Source organism: Flavobacterium sp. WG21 (genome assembly GCF_000335775.1).
GTDB classification, from domain to species: domain Bacteria; phylum Bacteroidota; class Bacteroidia; order Flavobacteriales; family Flavobacteriaceae; genus Flavobacterium; species Flavobacterium tructae.
Map to the genome: position 1 here is coordinate 149,823 of NZ_AMYW01000002.1, position 19,172 is coordinate 168,994.

Genomic DNA, 19,172 nt, shown 5'->3' on the forward strand with positions numbered 1-19,172 from the left:
CCTTTTATTTTACCTAAGAATCCAACCAAAACATTTCTTTTATTTATCTCAAAATCAGATTTTATTTTCACAAATCTCTTTTTAGAAAGAATGTTTTTATCATCCAAAATTTTAACTAAAAAAGGAAAAAATTATCGCGATGAAGACTATCAATTGACTCTTTTTTAATCAATTCCAATCTTTTTTCAAATTCATTTTCTTTAATCGCGGACTCAATTATTTTTACACTGGATTCAAAATCATCTATGTTAATCCGGATAAAAGATTCTTTATTAACTATACTTCCTAAATTAGGACAGCCGTAATAAAATGGTAATGTATGAGCGTATAAACAATCAAAGAATTTTTCGGTGACCCAATCGTCACAATAATCATTTTCTATAGCTATTGAATATTTGTAATTAGCCAAAACATCCCATTTATCTTCAAAATCTGCTATCCCACGTCCATAAACGTCTAACTGATCTCCAAAATACTCTTTGAGCTTTTTAACAAAATCAACTCTTTTTCGATGCCCTTCAGTAAAAGCTTTATTAGAAGAGACAACTGAAATTAATTTTGTTTTATCCGGTGTCTCTAAAGAATTTAATTCATCGTATGATTTCCCTATAAACCAAGGATTTGCATTATGTGAATAAATAATATTTCTATGTTTTAACTCTTTTTGTACCGTAATAATTGTACCAAATTGGTCTAAGAATTTTTGAGTAAACTTAGGACTTGTATTGTAACATTCTCCCGGAATAAAAATTACATTTTCGGGATCACACTTTACAATCTCTGTTTTTATTTTGTAATCGGTATATACAATCCAAAAATCACACTCTTTCAGATTATCATCAATAACAAACTTATAGTCTCCCCAGATCTGAGAGAAATTTGGAGTTTGTCTAAAAAGAGGCCAATCGTAATTAAATGTTAGCTTAACTATTTTCATTATTTACAATTTTTTCCATTCCGGATTTAAAAAGAAAAGACCGGCTGCTCTTGGCAAACTTCTAATGGTATATTTTCCTCCATCTATAATTTGAAAAGACAATGCATTTTCAATACAGTCAAATATCTGGTGTCCCGTTGTAGTATTACTTGTAAAGCTAATGGTATACATCCCGGGAAAAAGTCTTATGTCTTTTATACTTACAACATACTCTTCTTGTTTTTCTACATGGGTTAATTCAAAATTTGAATCTCTCCCCATAATATGAAAAATAGGCATTTCGTCTGAAGATCTTATCTGGATTCCGACTTCAGATTTTGCTTCGTTTGTATTGTTTTGTAGTTTGAATTTAATAATTAAATCATCTCCAATAGAGAACTCATGATTTAGCTTTTGGTTTTGATCTCTTATCTCTACAGCGATAAACTCTATATTTCTGCTGCCAGTTCGTTTTGTATCTGAATCAAAAACAACAGTATGATCAGTAGAATTACCATTATTTGAATAAACATCTAACGCCTCATCAATATCTCCATTAAATTTAATTTTGCCATTTTCGAGTACGATTCCTCTAGTACACAAACTCTTTACAGCTGCCATATTATGGCTCACAAATAAAACGGTACGCCCTTCACCTTTTGAAATATCCTGCATTTTACCAATTGCCTTCTTTTGAAATTCGGCATCTCCAACTGCCAAAACCTCATCAACTACCAAAATTTCGGGTTCCAAAAATGCCGCTACCGCAAAAGCTAAACGAACGGTCATTCCGGAGCTATATCTTTTTACAGGCGTATCTATATAACGTTCACAACCTGAAAATTCTATAATTTCATCAAGCTTAGAAGAAATTTCTTTTTTGGTCATTCCAAGAATGGCACCATTTAGAAAAATATTTTCTCTTCCGGTCATTTCTCCATTGAAACCAGTTCCCACTTCAAGAAGTGAAGCAATACGACCACGAGATTTGACACTTCCGGTAGTTGGAGCTGTTACTTTTGAAAGTATCTTTAAAAGTGTTGATTTTCCTGCTCCGTTTTTACCAATAATTCCGAGAACTTCTCCTCGTTCAACTTCAAAATTAATGTCTTGCAGTGCCCAGACATAATCTGAATTTCCTTTTGTGGAACGATCATTTGTATCCCCAATTTTTAAATAAGGATTCTCTTTACCTCTAATCTTATGCCACCAACGATTAATGTCATGACTTAAGGTTCCAGTACCTACTTGTCCTAAACGATATTGTTTAGAAATGCTTTCGGCCTTTAATATTATATCTTTTTCCAATTGTGAATGATAAATCATTAATTAAACTGTATCTATAAAGCTTTTCTCCGTTCTATTAAAAACCAGTAATCCGATAAAAAATACTGTTATAGTTACAATTAAAGTATAAGTCAATCCCAAAACCGAAATATCACCTACATTTAATAACATGAAGCGGGCAGTTTCTATAATATAAGCTAATGGATTATATACAACAAGCCAGCCATAAGACGGTAATTTATCTTTAATAAGTTCCATAGGATACATTACCGCTGACAAATACATCAATAATTGTATACCAAAACCAATTAAATGACTAAAGTCACGATATTTTGTTACCATCGCTGAGATAAGCATTCCGAGACCTAATCCTAAAATCCCCATTATGATTATTAAAACAGGAAAAAATAAAACAAGACCGTTTAAACTTAAATCTGCTCCCTGAAAATAGTAGAAAATATAGAATCCAATAAAAATTAAAAATTGTATTCCAAACTTTACAAGATTTGAAATTACAACGGACAGAGGAGTAATGATTCTGGGAAAATATACTTTTCCAAAAATCGCAGCATTTGCCTTAAAAGTGTCTGATGTCCCGGTAAGACAAGCAGTAAAATAATTCCAAACTGTTATTCCCGCCAGATTAAATAAAAATGGAGGAACCGCTCCTGTTTTAATCCCAGCAACATTATTAAATATTATTGTAAAAGTTATTGAAGTAAACAATGGCTGAATCAGGTACCAAAGCGGGCCTAAAACAGTTTGCTTATAAACCGTGATTACGTCACGTTTTACGAAAAGAAATAATAAGTCACGATACTGCCAAACTTCTTTTAAGTTTAACGAGAAGAACTTATTTTTAGGTGTTATTTCAAACAACCAATCATTGGGGCTATTGTTGTTCATTTAATAATTGTTACAAACACATTGCAGCTAAATTTTTGATAAAACTATTTTCTAAAACTCAATTTTTCCTTTAATTACGTCTAATCATAGATAATTAACAGGATTATTATGCTATTAAAAACGTTCAAAAAAGCAAAAAAGGCGTTTTTAAAAAAACACCTTTTAATATCTTAAAATTAAATCCTAATTCAAATAAAGTCAATTTATTTGTCCAGAACTTCAAAAGTGGAATTCATGCTTTTAAATTCAGGAACAATTTTCTTCATTTTGGCTACAATATCTTCATTATCATAAAAATCAGCTATGCCTATAAGTTCATCAATCTCGATATGCAGATTCTCATACTCGTCCTGAATTTCCTGAGCGATCATAATTTTATTGTGATACGTTGGTAAAGTTTTAGAAGTATCATTTAACAACTCTTCATAAAGCTTCTCTCCAGGTCTAAGACCAACGACTTTAATCTTTATTTCTTTATCAGGAATAAAACCAGCAAGTTTAATCATTTTCTTAGCCAGATCAATAATCTTCACAGGTTTACCCATATCGAAAATATAAATCTCGCCTCCATTTCCCATTGCCCCGGCTTCTAGAACTAACTGGCAAGCTTCAGGAATAGTCATAAAATAGCGAATAATATCCTGATGCGTTATTGTGACCGGACCACCTTCTGCAATCTGTTTCGTAAACAAAGGAACTACTGATCCATTTGAACCTAGTACATTACCAAAACGTGTTGTGATAAATTTGGTTACACTCTCACCACCATTCTCTCTCTGATTTTTCAGGAATAAAGATTGAACATATTTTTCAGCGATTCGTTTACTCGCTCCCATTACATTACTAGGATTCACAGCCTTATCTGTAGAAACCATGACAAACTTCTTCACATGATACTTACAGGATAAATCTGCTAAATTCTTAGTTCCTTTAATATTGGTATGAATAGCCTGTGCCGGATTTTCTTCCATTAATGGAACATGCTTATATGCAGCGGCATGAAAAACAACATGCGGATTATAATTTTTGAAAACTTTTTCCAACGCTTTTTTACTTCTAACATCAGCAACTACAGCTATAATTTTTGATTCGGAACCAAATGTTGCGGTTTCCAAACACAAATTATGAAGCGGCGTTTCGGCATGATCCAAAATAACAACCATTTTGGGATTAAAACCTAGAACTTGTCTAACAATTTCACTCCCTATAGATCCTGCCGCACCAGTAATAAGAACTGTTTTGTCTTTTAATTGTTTCGAAATTGACTTACTGTCGAGAACAATAGGTTTTCTTTCTAATAAATCTTCAATCTGAATATTTTTTACTTTTTGAGAAATCTCTTTTTGGTTCTCCCAATCCGAAATCAAGGGAACTGTGTATACTCTATAATTGAACTCTAAACACTGGTCTACAATAATTAATTGTTCGTCTTTGGATAAACTTTTATCAGCAATAATAACACCTTCTGCAGCTACAGAACGCATTAAGGCCGGTAATTTTTTTCTTAAAATCAAAATCGGCAGATCCAACATTCGCTTAGATGCATTCTGATTGTTTTTGTCAACAAATCCAACAATTTTAAATCTCGAAGGAGTTTCAAACTTCAACGCATTGGCAACAGAAATTGCATTGGCATCTGTTCCATAAATTACAGTTCGGATTAACTTTGTGGTTGTTTTTTCAGAGAAATACAATTCAAATGTCTGCTTTACGATCACACGATATAAAAACAATCCACAGAATGACAATACCAAATTAATAAAAAGAGCAGTGTTTAAAAACGCTTTATGTCCTGTATATAGTTCAAAAACTAAATTAAAAAACAAGAAAAAAACCAAAACTGACATTTGAGAAAACAACAATTTTATAGCGTCGATATATGAAGAGTGTCGTATAATACCAGAGTATGTTCTAAACAACCAAAAGAAAAATATATTAATACCTATTAAACTCGAGACAAAAAAAGACTGATGAGAGGTAATAATATAACCTAATGCCGTCCCTTCAAACAGCATATAGGTAAAAGTAAACGAGAAAATCAGTACCATTATATCTATGGCAACAATGATCCACCTAGGCAAATAACTTAGGTTATTAATACTAGCTCGCAAATTTCTTGGTGAGAAAGAGTTATGCAATATAGAGGCTATTTTGGTTGATTTATCAGTATCCAATTTTGTTCAGTTTAATTCTATAAACTCTGTAAGACTTGCAAAAATACAAATTAAAGGTCTTAAAAAATCATTTCTTGTGCTAAATTAGATTTTAGCACCTTTTTTCTTTTGTTTTAAAAATTCTATTAAATAAGTTCCGTATCCCGATTTCACCAAAGGCAAAGCTAATTCTTCAAGTTGCGCATCATTAATAAATCCTTGCCTCCATGCTATCTCTTCTATACATCCCACTTTTAAACCTTGTCTTTCTTCCAGAACCTGAACAAATTGACCAGCCTGCATCAAACTATTAAAAGTCCCTGTATCAAGCCAAGCTGTACCTCTACTTAAAATCCCAACTTTTAAAGCTTTTTTTTCTAAATAAACTTTATTCACATCCGTGATTTCGTACTCACCACGGGCACTCGGCTGAATTTTTTTTGCTATCTCAACAACAGAATTATCATAAAAATACAATCCGGGCACTGCATAATTTGATTTTGGATCTTCTGGCTTCTCTTCAATTGAAATCGCTTTTAGGTTGTCATCAAACTCTACAACTCCATATCGTTCAGGATCCGAAACATGATAAGCAAAAACAACCCCACCATTAGGCTTTGTATTGGATTTTAAAAGCTCTTGCATATTAGACCCAAAAAAAATATTATCCCCTAATATTAAAGCTACATCATCATTTCCAATAAACTCTTCTCCAATCACAAAAGCTTGTGCTAATCCATTAGGAATTATCTGTTCTGCATAACTAAATTTACAACCTAAAGCAGATCCATCTCCTAATAGTTTCTTGAAATTTGGCAAATCATGAGGCGTAGAAATTATCAATATTTCATTTATACCAGACATCATCAAAGTCGACAATGGATAATAAATCATTGGTTTATCATATACCGGCATCATTTGTTTACTCATCGCAAGTGTCAAAGGATGTAAACGAGTACCCGAGCCTCCAGCTAATATAATTCCTTTCATAATTTTTAATTTTTAATTTTAGATGAAACACTAAAACAAAATTGTCTTTCAATTAAGTAAACATTTTTCTTAAACTCTCTTTATAATACGGTATATCCAGATTATAGGTATTCTTAATTTTTTTCTTATCTAACAATGAAAATTGAGGTCGTTTAGCCGGTGTCGGATATGATTCTGATGGTATCCCCCTAACATTACAATTATATGATCCAATATCTTTAATAGCCAGTGCAAACTCATACCAACTTATTTCTCCTTCATTAGAGTAATTGTAAATTCCCGCAATCCAGTCTACAGATTCAAAAATTTTAATAATTGCTTCAGCAAGGTCAGCAGCATATGTAGGAGAACCGATTTGATCGTTTACCACATTAATCTCCTCTTTTTCTTGCATCAAGCGTTGCATTGTTTTAACAAAGTTATTTCCAAATTTACTATACACCCAAGAAGTTCTTATAATTATAGAATTTGGATTCTCTTTCAAACAAGTAATTTCACCTTCTCTCTTGCTAGCTCCATAAATATTTATCGGATTTGTTTCTGCTTCTTCATTTAAAGCTACATGTGTCTTTCCATCAAAAACATAATCTGTTGAAATATGAATTAATTTTATCTTATTGTTTGCACAATATTTTGCAATTACTCCAACGGCTAGATGATTTACCAGAAAAGCTTTTTCTTTTTCAATTTCGGCTTTATCAACTGCTGTATAAGCACCACAATTTAAGATAACATCAGGCTTAATTCCATCTAATTGCCCTTTGAGCCCCCCTAAGTCATCCAAAGTAATTACAGTTCTGTCCGCAAAAATCCAATCAAATTTTGAATATCTTTTTGATAAAACCTTTAGTTCAGATCCTAATTGTCCACTCGCTCCTGTTACCAATACCTTTTTCATTAAAACAAGCTATTACAATTATCAATAAAAGGTAGAGCTTGATCTTTTTCAGAAACTATTGCCTCATCTAAATTTATCCCCCAATTGATATTCAATAATGGATCATCATATTTTACTCCACCTTCAGAGTCTTTATTATAAAACTGATCACATTTATACATTACTGAAGCTGTCTCGCTTATGACTGAAAACCCATGGGCAAAGCCTTGTGGCACTAACAATTGCTTTTTATTTTCAGCTGACAATAAAACTGCAAATGATTTCCTGTAAGTAGAAGAATCTTTTCTTAAATCTACAGCGACATCAATAATTTCACCTTCTAAAACACGTATCAATTTTGTTTGCGCAAAAGGTGGATTCTGATAATGTAACCCGCGCAAAGTCCCTTTTTTAGAAAAAGATTGATTATCCTGAACAAAATCAATATCAATTCCTAAATCATTAAATTTTGTTTTACTGTAGGATTCAAAAAAATAACCTCTATCATCGCCAAAAACAGTTGGCTCCACAATCACTAAATCTTCTATAAATGTTTTCTCAATCTTCATACTAAAATATAAAGCTATTTTATTTAAATGTTCTTTACTTAAAAAAAACGTCTAATACATTTTTAATTCTTTTTCTATCGTCATAACTCAAGTTAGATCCTGAGGGCAAACATAGGCCGTTTTCAAATAAATCTTCAGCAATTTTACCTCCATAATATGGAAATGATGCAAAAACTGGTTGCAAATGCATTGGCTTCCAAAGTGGTCGACTCTCTATATTAGCTTCTTCAAGAGCCAACCTTAAATCTTCCCTTGTTTTACCTCCGTTTATCTCCTTATCAATCGTGATTACAGATAACCAATGATTTGAAAAATAATTATTATTTGGTTCCGTTAAAACTGTTACGCCATTTAAACTTTTAAAATAATCAGCATAAAAAGTATGCATCTCTCTTCTAAGTTTTACGTGAACATCTAAAACCTCCATTTGCCCGCGACCAATTCCAGCGCAAACATTACTCATCCTATAGTTATAACCTACTTCACTGTGCTGATAATGAGGCGCATTATCACGTGCTTGAGTTGAAAGAAATACTGCTTTATCTTTGATCTTTTGATTTTTAGTAACAATTGCTCCTCCTCCTGAAGTTGTTATAATCTTATTCCCGTTAAATGAAAGTACACCGATTTCTCCTAAAGTCCCACATTTTTGATTCTTATAGCAACTTCCCAAAGCTTCTGCGCTGTCTTCAAGAACTGGAATACTGTATTTGTCTGCAACAGCCTGAATTTCATCAACTTTATATGGCATTCCATAAAGATGTACCCCAATAATAGCTTTAGGTTTTTTACCTTTCGAAATACGGTCCAAAATTGCACTTTCTAATGCTTTTGGGCACAAATTCCAGGTAGTAGACTCACTATCAACAAAGACAGGAGTCGCTCCTAAATACATTATAGGATTGGCTGATGCTGAAAAAGTCATCGTTTGACAGATGACCTCATCTCCTGATTTAACTCCTAACAAAATCAAACCCAAATGAATGGCTGATGTCCCAGAACTAAGTGCACCTACATAAACTTCCTCATCCAAATAATTTTCTAAATCTTTTTCGAAACAGTTTACGTTAGGACCTAAAGGCGCTATCCAATTAGTCTCAAAAGCTTCTTGCACATAATTTAGCTCTGTTCCTCCCATATGTGGTGAAGAAAGCCATATTTTTTCATTAATCATACCTTAAATTTATTGAGCGCTATATCCTCCATCAATCAGTAAATCTATTCCTGTGATCCATTTTGAGTTGTCCGAAACTAGAAATTCGATCCCGTTGACAATATCCCCAACTTCTCCTATTCCTAATGGATGCATTTTTTTTATTTCGTTTACATTTTCATCACTGATAGAATCAAGAATCTTTGAAGACATTTCAGTTTCAACCATACCAGGCGAAATACAGTTTACACGTATTTTTTTTGAAGCCAGTTCTAAAGCTAAAGCTTTTGAAGCCGCAATTAAACCTCCTTTTGACATACAATAAGCAGCTTTTGCAGGTTGTCCTAAACTCCCCATTACAGAACTTACAAATACCAGGGATCCCCCTTCTAATGAAAAATTTCCTTTTTTTTGAAGAATTTTTGTAATTAACAATGCCGGTATAGTATTAACCTTAAGAATATCTTCTAAAAACTCAGTTTTTGCAAATTTTAAAGGAATAGTTCCTTCCATGCCTGCCGAATATACAAAACTTGTAAATGGTATCCCTGTTTCTTTTGCTGAACTGCTAATTGCCGCTTCAAGAGCATTTTCATCTTTAACATCTAGCGAAAAATAAGTATGTCCCTCTCCTTCACACAATGCCACAACTTCTTTAAGTTTATCTTCTGAGCGTGCAATTAAAACAAGTTGAGCTCCTTTTTTAGAAAGATCAATCGCTGCCGCTCTCCCAATTCCAGAAGAGGCACCAATAATAAGAATTTTTTTTTCAGCTAAACTCATTGCTTTATTTTTGAATAAATTCTATAATCTTATCTAGAGTAGTCATTTCCCCAATTTCTTCTGGCTCAAAAGACTTATCAAATACATCTTCCAATTCAACTATCAAATTTAAATGCCCCAATGAATCCCACTTATCGATATTGGCTTGTGTAATTTCCTCAGGGAACTCATTCAAAGGCAATTCAAAAACTTCTGACATTATTTCTTTTATTTTTTCTTTCATCTCTTAATTGAAATTTAGTGTGTAATATTCTTTGATTTCTATTTCTTGTTTTTGACTAAACAAATATTTTTTTATTCCATTATCTTTTTCATCTTCCAATATAAAGCCAACTTTATCCAAAAAGTCCTTTGTCATAACATTTTTACTTGAAGGTATAAACTCTGCTCTTAAAGGCTTATTTGTTATAGTAACCACTTTTCTAATGATGCTCAATAATGTTATTCTCTCAATCTCTCTCCCTAATATACGACAGCTAAGCAAATAGGAATCTAAGAATAAATGATCTTCCTCTTCATCTATTACACAGGCTATTGTAATACCATTATCTCCATATTTATCTTTTACATTTGCACAATAAATATAACTCCCCTTATTGATCTTAAACATTAAATCTTCTTCCGTGTAACGTTGTGTTCTCAAATTAAACTGATTTGTTTTCTGAGTCATTTGGGCTAATCTTGTAATATTACTATCATTAGCTGCGAATATATCTACAACAATATTCAAACTTGCCAAATAGTCATCGATATTTTCAAAAACCCTCTTACTTTCATTTCTAAAAAAGTTCTCTTTGTATTGCTCCGTCTTTTTTAGATCTTCACTAGATAATTCAAATGTTGAGAAAAACTCATTGTAAACTTTCCAAAAGAAATCTACCAATTCATATGGTTTATCTGGAAAGTCCGGCACTTCAACTTCCGGTAAAAGATCTTTTACTAGCCCTCTTTCAACTGGATTATCATCAATAAATACGAAACTGTCAGTACCAATATTTAATTCTTCTGCTATTGATTTAATATTTTCAGCTTTATTTTGCCAATTAATCCGATATGCAGAAAGAACAGTATCATTAATTAAATTATTACTGTTATTATTCCAAAGTTCCTGTACATCTTCTAAATTATTCTTACTGCAAACCACTAAAAGTACTCCTTTCTTAGAAAGAGCATATAATAACTCCTGAAAACTTTTAAATGCATTTCCCGGATAATCTTGACCTAGCTTAACTCCATGCACGCCGTCTTCACCTACTACTCCCCCCCATAAGGTATTATCACAATCCAACACAATACATTTCTTGCGTTTTAAGCTAATAAACTCTAATTGAAGGGCAAACCATTTTTTAAAAGGTTTTGCAAGCTTTGGATTTACAATCATTTGAGATGTAAAAAGAAATCTCCAATCTATCTTATCCGAAACTTGATTTTCAAAGAATTGATTAATTTCTACAACTTTCACATTTGATTTAAGAGCACCTATCTCTTTTAAAAACAAACTATTGAAGTTATGGATTGCATCAGACAATTCAACATGTTTAATTTGCCAGTTGTTCTGATAATTAACCTGTAAAGTAAATATCACAACTCTACTTCCCTTAATCAAATTAGTTAATAGCGAGATTTTTGATTTAATCTCTTCTATTTCTCCTATCTGCATTTCTGGAGTTTTACTTGGATCTATTTGATAAAACAATACTATATTACTATATTCTTGTGAAGGCAAAGAGACATCTCCATATCCACTAAATTCTGTAGAACTGTTAAACAGATATTCTACAGTATAATTTCTATAAACAAAATTCTTCATTATTTTTCTAACAATTCAATTAGTCCTAAAGTAGGATTATAAAAAAAACAGATTTTTCTTCCATCAAAAGCAACGGCCGGCGTTGGTGGTATTATCTGTACAAAACGTTGTTTTTTTAACTCTTCGATCTTTTCATCAATATTGTCTACTTCATAACAGATATGATATAGAGAAGAGCCTGATTTAGCTAAAATCTTCGACACTGGATTTTCGGCCACTGCTGGTTCAACTAACTCAATTAAATGATCATTTTCATTCTTTAAGAATAATAAATTAACTCCTTGCAAAGGATCAAAAATTACCTCTGAACATTCTGAATAACCCAAAGTAGCAAAGGCCTTAACACTTTTGCTTATAGATTTTGTTGCTACTCCATAATGATGTACTCTCATATTCACACTTCAATTAAATCACTTATAAATGTGTCCGATAAGTCAATAGATGCAGTTGCCCAAGAAAGGCCTGCACCAAATCCGCACATTAGAACTTTTTTATTTATTGAACTTCTATTCTTTAACTCACTAACAATTGTTAATGGAATTGTTGCAGAACTTGTATTTCCAAATTTATCTAGGCTGATTGGAACATTAGCCATATCATACTTCATTTTTTTAGCAAAAAATTCAATCATAAACTTATTTGCCTGATGAAAAACTATGGAGCCATAATCCGAAATATTCGTTTCCGTTTTTTCCAAAAGTTCTTTTATACTTTTTGGAACAACACGTAAGGTAAAATTAAAAACTTCAACACCATCCATATGAACCTCCAACTCGTTTCCTATACTACCGTCTTCACGCTGTTTTTCTACCAAACTCTCTTCTTTGAAGGGATTTCTACAGCCACCACCTGTTACACCAACGGCATTCCATCCTTCTCCATCTGTATGTAAAACCGCCTTAAATCCTTCTCCATCTTGTTTCTCTAAAAGTGTCGCTGTCCCGGCATCACCATATAAAAGTGCATTTGTCTTATCCTTAGGATTAACAATTTTAGAAAAAGTCTCACCATCCAACAACAATACTCTATTAATATTTGGTAAATTCAAGTAAGTAAAAGCTGTAGTAAGTGCATAAACATATCCACTACATGCTAAAGAAACATCAAAGCAGATAGAATTTTTACTTAGTCCAAGCCTATGTTGTAAGATAGGTGCTGTAGCAGGAATTCTAAAATCTGAAGTCTGTGACATGAAAATCAAAACATCTATTGAATCTCTATCTATGTCTAAATCATTGAATAATTTTTCAGCAGCATGAAAACATAAATCCGAAGCACAAATATCCTTATCCACAATTCTACGTTCAATGATACCTACTGAATCAATTACTTTTTTTAATTCCTCTTCAGGAAAGATCTCTCCCAAACTTTCATTTTTCACAACATTTTTAGGGACACAAGCTGAGATCCCTCTAATAGCAACGTTGGGTATGTGTATATATGCCATACTTAACCTTTTACTATATTATAAATATCTCTTATGGTATTAGATCTTTCAATATCTTTACTAGATAATTCAGCATCATATTCCTCATCCATTACCGCAAGCAATCCTAGAGCGACCAAAGATCCCCATTCATCTAAATTTTTAAATTCCGTTTCCATCGTAAGTTCTGATGCTTCCGTATCATCAAAAATTGTAGCAAAGTCTTCAATAAATTTATTCTCTTCCATGTTATTTTTTTTATTACAATTTCATTTTTATAGCAGGGACCCCTATATAAGTTCCAGTATCTCTAATGGATCGTAAAAGAATAGCACCGGCCCCTATAATATTATTATCTCCTATTTTTCTTCCTTGTATAACCCCACAATTAAACCCGAAAAAATTACAATCTTCCATTTTAACATTTCCGGATATTTGAACATTAGGACTAAACACATTAAACTGACCAACTGAAACATCATGCCCTAGTGTTGCCCTTGTATTAAATATATTGAAATCACCAACTGTAACGTTACAACTAATCAATGCCTCTAAAGAAAAAATATTCCCTTTCCCTAACAATACAGAACTTCTATCCAAAAATTTAACAGAAGGATGTATCACATTCGGAAATTTTACCAACGGATTTTTAATATTTTCTTTAATATTTTTAATAACATTAGGATTACCAATTGCTATTGCGACATTAAGCTCGTATTCAATTTCATTTAGGTCATTTATACCTCCTATTACTTTACCAAATCTATTCGCTTTAATATTAAAATTATCATCAAAAAAACCAATAAACTCATATTCTTCAGCATCTGAAAGTAACATATCTCTCCAAATACAATAAACTTCCTGGCCAAATCCACCTGCACCAATTATGGCAATTCTTTTCATTATTTTTTAATCAATTATTTCCATTAAAAGCCTCGATTGTAACTTGTCCTTCTGCTGAAATACCTTCACGAACAAGTACTTTCTTAATTGTCAAAAATACTATTTTTAAATCTAATAAAAACGAAACATTATTCACATAAAAAACATCAAATTTGAACTTGTCCTCCCAACTGATAGAATTTCTTCCGTTTATCTGTGCCCAGCCAGTTATACCAGGCTTTACATTATGACGTTGCTTTTGAAAATCGCTATATAATGGCAAATATTCGGGCAACAACGGTCTCGGACCAATTAAACTCATGTCACCCTTCAAAACATTTAATAACTGAGGAATTTCATCTAAAGAAGTTTTTCTGACAAATAAACCAACTTTTGTTAATCTTTCGCTATCTGATAACAAAACTCCTTTTGAGTCAACTTTGTCACTCATTGTTTTAAACTTGGTAATTTTAAATATTTTACCATTTTTGCCAGGTCTTCTCTGAGTAAAAAAAGGTTTCCCACTATTTGTAACCATCAAACATAATGTCAATATCAAAAATATCGGTAAGCTACATATCAATAGAATCAATGCAACACAAATATCTATAATAGGCTTAAAAATTTTATACATTATTTTTTTTCAATTTTAATTGGCAATAAACTTAATATAGCAAACTGAATCATTTTATTTTTACTTCTCATTAATTGAAAATTATATCTAAAAACGACGAACAATCTTGTAAAATAATTTTTTGAATATAAATAATAGATTTTTCTATACTCAGAATCCTCAGGCACTAATTTCAAAAACCCTTTTATTTGTTTAAAATACCAGCCTGCTTTTATTAATCTAAGTCTTTCTTTAATTGCGTAAACAGAACTAGTATTTAATTGACCATGAACGTTATCTGCGTGAATTCGATATAAAATAAAAGCATTACTATCAATCGATATCTTATAATTATTAATTCTCGCAAAAAAATATATAAACCAATCGTGCGAGAAAAATTTCCAATTATTATAATCAACTTTATTTAGGTAAATTTTCAGATCTGCAGCAAATTTACTTGTAAAAACATATGTACATCCCGCACTTCCTCCTTCAAATAAAAAATCATACTTTTTGGGCGGATAACACTTTTTTATTAATGATTTTTTATTCGTTTTTTCATCCCATAAAATTAAATTAGACAAATATAAACTAGCCTTTTCATTAGTAAGCATCTCTACGGCAGATATTATTTTTCTTGGTAACCAGATATCATCCTGATCGGCAAATGATACATAGTCGTATTTTTTTATAAAATCTTTGTCCAAATATTTAATTGCTCCTAAAAAATTATTTGCGGCACTTCCTGTTGGAAAATCATTTACAATTAAATTAATGCGTTCATCATCTTTAAATGAATTCACAATTTCTACAGTGGCATCTTTACTTACATCATCAAAGACCATTATATGCACCTGCACTGCCTCTTGAGACAATATGGAATCCAACTGCTCTTTTACATACTTCTCTCCATTGTACGAGGCTAATATTATTAAAACTTTCATAAAATAAAAAACGTATATTTCTAATCTAATTGATTTTTTGTTCAAATAATCTTCGTCCCAAAACTATTTTATTGACTCCCATTTCTTTTCCTTTTCATTATAAACTTTAATAACCTTAGCTGGAGAACCAACAACTATTGAATTTGAAGGAACATCTTTTGTAACGACACTCATTGCACCGATTATCGCTCCGTCTCCTACGGTTACGCCCGGTAAAATCGAAACAAATTCCCCAATCCAAACATTTTTTCCAATCTTAACTTCTTTCGATTCCAGAATTCTAGAGATTGGTTTTTCATACGGACTACTTTGGTTTTCACCGCTGTAATTCCCATGATTATGATCTGAAATAAATACTTTTGAAGCTATTAATGTATTATCTCCTATTGTTACACCATTTGAAACCCCTATATGAACATAATCATTAATTTGAACATTATTTCCGATACTAAGGAAGCTTTTCTTCTCCTTTGAATTAATAATATCGATTCTTAAATTAATCCCAGTAGTTAAGTTTTTTCCTCCAATTATTCCACTTTTACCACGAATATAGACAGGAAGTCTAACTATTCTCGCCTTTGGAAAAAATAAAATTGTAAAAATTTTATCTCTTATTAAACGAAAAAAACCCAAAAATCCATAAGTTTTCGTGTAACCTATCATTTGAATATTTTAATCTTGTTATTAAAAAAACCATCTAAACGCCCGCTCATAGCCAATAAGTATTTTTTTCTAGATTTATTCTGGAGATTTAGAAAAAAACGCAATAATTGATAAGAAAATGAAAACAACAACAAAACAAAAAGACTGAAATTCAAATTTTTACGAATAATCGCTGCATAGCCATAAGCATATTTATATACTTTTTCATTAGGCATTGTCGAAACTCCTAATATAGGATGCCAAACTTGAATCAATGAACAGTAATATACGTTATAATTTCTATTAATAGAATTAATAACATAATCAAACTCCTCTCCTGATGCTATTTTTGAACCAACTCCATAATTTTCATCAAATTTTATTGCTTTAATTCGTGTAAAACAAGTAATTGCTGAATAATAAAAACTAAAATTAAATGAATTTAATTTCAAGGACTTACTTGCTACCTCTAATTGGTCATTTTTATATAAGTTTCCATACAATACACTACCAAAAACAATATCCACAGTTGAATTGTTCTCAAAAAAAGTCAAAGCACTTGAAATAGTATTTGGATAGAAAGCACAATCATCATCAGGAAAAGTAATTATCTCTCCTCTAGCCAGTTCTACTCCTTTATTCTTTGCCTTAGAAAGACCTTTTACATCCGTTTTATAATGATTCAAGATTAAATCTGCCTTATAGTGAGCTATAAGTGGAGACAAATCAATTACATCGTTTTGATCAATTACTATTACTTCAAAATTTTCTCTGCTATAATCCTGTTTTAATAAACTATCAAATAATTCTTTTAATTCTTCATATCTACCATAGGTAGACACGACCAAACTCACCTTAATTTCCATATTATCTTTACTAGAAAAACGAATAAAAAACCCAAATAGTTGAACCTATTACTCATCTTAAGTCAAACCCTATTAATCGTTATATACTATTAATTCTCATAATAGTCTTCGTAAACAGAAACAATTCTATTTAAAGAAAAATTCTCCGAAAAAGCCACACTATTTGTTGCAATTTTATCATAGAGTACCTTATCCTCTATTAATTCAAAAACACACGTCGCTAAAGCAACTTCATCAAACATAGAAAACAGCAATCCATTTTCTTTATGAGTAATTAGACTTTTAAAACTATCATTATCTGCCGCTACTACTGGTAATCCCATTGCCATTTTTTCAATTAGTGTTAATGAAAAACCTTCAAATTCTGAAGGAAAAACACAAAACGTAGAAATGGACAACAGTTCAGCAACGTTATTTATGGACCCTAACAAAAATACATTTTGGGTCAATTCGTTTTTAATCAAAAAGGCCTCAATATCTTTTCTAATTTCTCCATCTCCTGCCAAAACCAGCTTCGCAAAAGGATATTTTTCGACAACTATTTTTATTGCTTTCAATAATGTAATATGATTCTTTCCCTCACAAAATCTTGCTACATAAGTAATAATAACGTCTTTTTCACTGAAACCAAAACTAGATGCTTTTATATTATAAATATTTCTATTATAAATTTCTAAATCGACACCATTCGGTATATACTTTGAAATCTTCGACTGATTCTTGTATAACTTGACGTTATTTTTTTGCACAACATCAGAAATCCCAATCAAAGAAGGTTTTATCAATCCAATTGTAAATTTTTCAAATAAAAACTTAAACTGATCCAAATACTTATCTGAATTATAGTACATCCCCGAAGTATGTACTGTGTGAAAACACTTTACGATATTTTTGACTCTTTTTATTGCTACATTCTGAATTAGTAATCTATGAAGATAGGAATGAGTATGAATTATATCCGGTGATATTGAATTGAGCAGATTAGATAAACTCCCAACGGCTTTCAAAAATGAAGGAATCACCTTAAAACCAACCAATTGATCATGCTTAAAAGGAAGAGAAAAAAAAGCCACATCTGAATTTATTCTATATTCCAAATCATTAAAATCATTAGTCAAAGTAACAATAAACACTTTGTATTTTCTTTTATCTAAATGATTGCATATATCAACTACTGAATTCTCTCTACCACCTACACACAATGTATCTATAATATGAACGATCGTTTTCATAACTTTTTATTACAATTCCATAAAAAATTCATTAAACAATTCACTTGAAGAAAACCTCTTAATTGCCCATTCAGAGAAATTAGAATTACTTCTTTTCAAATTATTTACATAATACTCTTCAATGAGATTACAAAAACAATCAACATCTAATGGGTTTACTAATTCATTATGGAGTACCTCAGGAACAGTTTCAATAATTGGACCGATATTAGATGCAATTATTGGTAATCCTGAGACCATAGCTTCGATTAATGCATTAGGTTGTCCCTCAGTAATTGAGGGAAAAAAATATAAATCGAAAATTGTCAGTATACTAGGCACGTCATCTCTATAGCCAAGTAATTTAACCTTCCTCTTTAAAACATCACTATCCTCAATTTGCTTCGCCAAGTAAACATCTGTGTTTTTACCGCATAGTACGAAATAAATATTATCGTATTTAACACAAATCCTTTCGGCTACTTTAATGATTGTTTCATGGTTTTTTGCTCTATTGTATCTACCAGTGTGCCCTATGATAAAACCATCTGATGGTATCCCGAAGTCACATTTATTATATTTATTGCCAATCATTTTTGTGGCATCAATACCATTGTAAATGACTTTAAATTTTAGATCGTTCAAATTACGCTTAGGAAAATAAAAATCAAGTGCGGAATTTGAATTTGATAAAATTTTAGTTGCATTTAATTTGCCTAAAACTTTCAGGGAATCAACATATAAGGTTTTTAGAAATGTTGGTTCAAAATCATGACTTGAGCCTCTATAGAATAGATTACGTATCTTTATTCCTGCCATATTTGCTAGCAACATTAAAACACCAGCATAACTTCCCGTAAAATCTACAAAACTATCCGCTTTACTATCCTTAAGAAAAGAATAAAACTTATAATAATTCTTAATTTCAAATCTTGTCAAATCCATTTTAACAAGATTAATGTTGCTTATTTTTCGATATTCGCTTTCAAGCTCACCAAAATGGTTCCCTCTACATATAACAGTAGGCTCTATTTTATTTTCAAAAAAACGTAAAAAACGCAACAAATAATTTTCAATTCCTCCGGAATCAAGAGATGCAACAACAAATATGGTTTTCTTCATTAACTTTTATAACTTACACGTA

The 19,172-nt window shown here is 31.4% G+C and carries 21 protein-coding genes; all 21 read right to left on the reverse strand.

The window, feature by feature from the left end; all coding sequences use genetic code 11:
- Nucleotides 1–115: 115 nt before the first annotated feature.
- Nucleotides 116–937: a glycosyltransferase family 10 domain-containing protein gene (locus C245_RS23545; protein ID WP_017494959.1), complete on the reverse strand. Its 822-nt coding sequence runs from the start codon at nucleotides 935–937 to the stop codon at nucleotides 116–118.
- Between the two features lie 3 nt (nucleotides 938–940).
- Nucleotides 941–2,242: an ABC transporter ATP-binding protein gene (locus tag C245_RS0102230; protein WP_017494960.1), complete on the reverse strand. Its 1,302-nt coding sequence runs from the start codon at nucleotides 2,240–2,242 to the stop codon at nucleotides 941–943.
- Between the two features lie 3 nt (nucleotides 2,243–2,245).
- A complete protein-coding gene (locus tag C245_RS0102235; RefSeq protein WP_017494961.1) occupies nucleotides 2,246–3,109 on the reverse strand; it encodes an ABC transporter permease in 864 nt (287 codons plus the stop codon).
- A 203-nt stretch (nucleotides 3,110–3,312) separates the two neighbouring features.
- Nucleotides 3,313–5,283, reverse strand: coding sequence for a nucleoside-diphosphate sugar epimerase/dehydratase (locus C245_RS0102240; RefSeq protein ID WP_026109815.1), 1,971 nt, complete (start codon nucleotides 5,281–5,283; stop codon nucleotides 3,313–3,315).
- Between the two features lie 84 nt (nucleotides 5,284–5,367).
- A complete protein-coding gene (rfbA, locus tag C245_RS0102245) occupies nucleotides 5,368–6,252 on the reverse strand; it encodes a glucose-1-phosphate thymidylyltransferase RfbA (protein WP_017494963.1) in 885 nt (294 codons plus the stop codon).
- Nucleotides 6,253–6,304: 52 nt separating this feature from the next.
- A complete protein-coding gene (gene rfbD, locus C245_RS0102250; protein WP_017494964.1) occupies nucleotides 6,305–7,150 on the reverse strand; it encodes a dTDP-4-dehydrorhamnose reductase in 846 nt (281 codons plus the stop codon).
- The gene (gene rfbC, locus C245_RS0102255) at nucleotides 7,150–7,698 is read right to left on the reverse strand and encodes a dTDP-4-dehydrorhamnose 3,5-epimerase (protein WP_017494965.1); all 549 of its coding nucleotides are present in this window, start codon (nucleotides 7,696–7,698) and stop codon (nucleotides 7,150–7,152) included. Before rfbC ends, rfbD begins: the two co-directional genes overlap by 1 nt.
- A 34-nt stretch (nucleotides 7,699–7,732) precedes the next feature.
- The gene (locus tag C245_RS0102260) at nucleotides 7,733–8,872 is read right to left on the reverse strand and encodes a DegT/DnrJ/EryC1/StrS aminotransferase family protein (protein WP_017494966.1); all 1,140 of its coding nucleotides are present in this window, start codon (nucleotides 8,870–8,872) and stop codon (nucleotides 7,733–7,735) included.
- Between the two features lie 9 nt (nucleotides 8,873–8,881).
- Nucleotides 8,882–9,634 carry an SDR family NAD(P)-dependent oxidoreductase gene (locus C245_RS0102265; RefSeq protein WP_017494967.1) on the reverse strand — a complete coding sequence of 251 codons (753 nt, stop codon included), beginning with the start codon at nucleotides 9,632–9,634 and terminating at the stop codon, nucleotides 8,882–8,884.
- Nucleotides 9,635–9,638: 4 nt separating this feature from the next.
- On the reverse strand, nucleotides 9,639–9,857 hold the full coding sequence (locus tag C245_RS0102270) for an acyl carrier protein (RefSeq protein ID WP_017494968.1): 219 nt from the start codon (nucleotides 9,855–9,857) through the stop codon (nucleotides 9,639–9,641).
- Between the two features lie 3 nt (nucleotides 9,858–9,860).
- Nucleotides 9,861–11,444: an HAD family hydrolase gene (locus C245_RS0102275; protein ID WP_017494969.1), complete on the reverse strand. Its 1,584-nt coding sequence runs from the start codon at nucleotides 11,442–11,444 to the stop codon at nucleotides 9,861–9,863.
- Nucleotides 11,444–11,836, reverse strand: a complete 393-nt coding sequence (locus C245_RS0102280; RefSeq protein WP_017494970.1) for a VOC family protein — start codon at nucleotides 11,834–11,836, stop codon at nucleotides 11,444–11,446. Before C245_RS0102280 ends, C245_RS0102275 begins: the two co-directional genes overlap by 1 nt.
- Before the next feature lie 2 nt (nucleotides 11,837–11,838).
- Entirely contained in the window at nucleotides 11,839–12,891 is a 1,053-nt protein-coding gene (locus tag C245_RS0102285) for a 3-oxoacyl-ACP synthase III family protein (protein WP_017494971.1), read from the reverse strand.
- Between the two features lie 2 nt (nucleotides 12,892–12,893).
- Nucleotides 12,894–13,118, reverse strand: coding sequence for a hypothetical protein (locus C245_RS0102290; protein WP_017494972.1), 225 nt, complete (start codon nucleotides 13,116–13,118; stop codon nucleotides 12,894–12,896).
- Between the two features lie 13 nt (nucleotides 13,119–13,131).
- Complete coding sequence (locus tag C245_RS0102295; RefSeq protein ID WP_017494973.1) at nucleotides 13,132–13,773, reverse strand: acetyltransferase; 642 nt, start codon at nucleotides 13,771–13,773, stop codon at nucleotides 13,132–13,134.
- A gap of 10 nt (nucleotides 13,774–13,783) precedes the next feature.
- Nucleotides 13,784–14,386: a sugar transferase gene (locus C245_RS0102300; RefSeq protein ID WP_026109816.1), complete on the reverse strand. Its 603-nt coding sequence runs from the start codon at nucleotides 14,384–14,386 to the stop codon at nucleotides 13,784–13,786.
- A complete protein-coding gene (locus tag C245_RS0102305) occupies nucleotides 14,386–15,309 on the reverse strand; it encodes a glycosyltransferase (protein WP_017494975.1) in 924 nt (307 codons plus the stop codon). The genes C245_RS0102300 and C245_RS0102305 overlap by 1 nt, the downstream gene beginning before the upstream one ends.
- Before the next feature lie 63 nt (nucleotides 15,310–15,372).
- Complete coding sequence (locus tag C245_RS24670; protein WP_017494976.1) at nucleotides 15,373–15,972, reverse strand: DapH/DapD/GlmU-related protein; 600 nt, start codon at nucleotides 15,970–15,972, stop codon at nucleotides 15,373–15,375.
- Nucleotides 15,969–16,817, reverse strand: a complete 849-nt coding sequence (locus C245_RS0102315) for a glycosyltransferase family 2 protein (RefSeq protein ID WP_017494977.1) — start codon at nucleotides 16,815–16,817, stop codon at nucleotides 15,969–15,971. The genes C245_RS24670 and C245_RS0102315 overlap by 4 nt, the downstream gene beginning before the upstream one ends.
- An 89-nt stretch (nucleotides 16,818–16,906) precedes the next feature.
- On the reverse strand, nucleotides 16,907–18,049 hold the full coding sequence (locus C245_RS0102320) for a glycosyltransferase family 4 protein (protein ID WP_017494978.1): 1,143 nt from the start codon (nucleotides 18,047–18,049) through the stop codon (nucleotides 16,907–16,909).
- Between the two features lie 9 nt (nucleotides 18,050–18,058).
- A complete protein-coding gene (locus C245_RS0102325; RefSeq protein ID WP_017494979.1) occupies nucleotides 18,059–19,150 on the reverse strand; it encodes a glycosyltransferase in 1,092 nt (363 codons plus the stop codon).
- Between the last annotated feature and the right edge of the window lie 22 nt (nucleotides 19,151–19,172).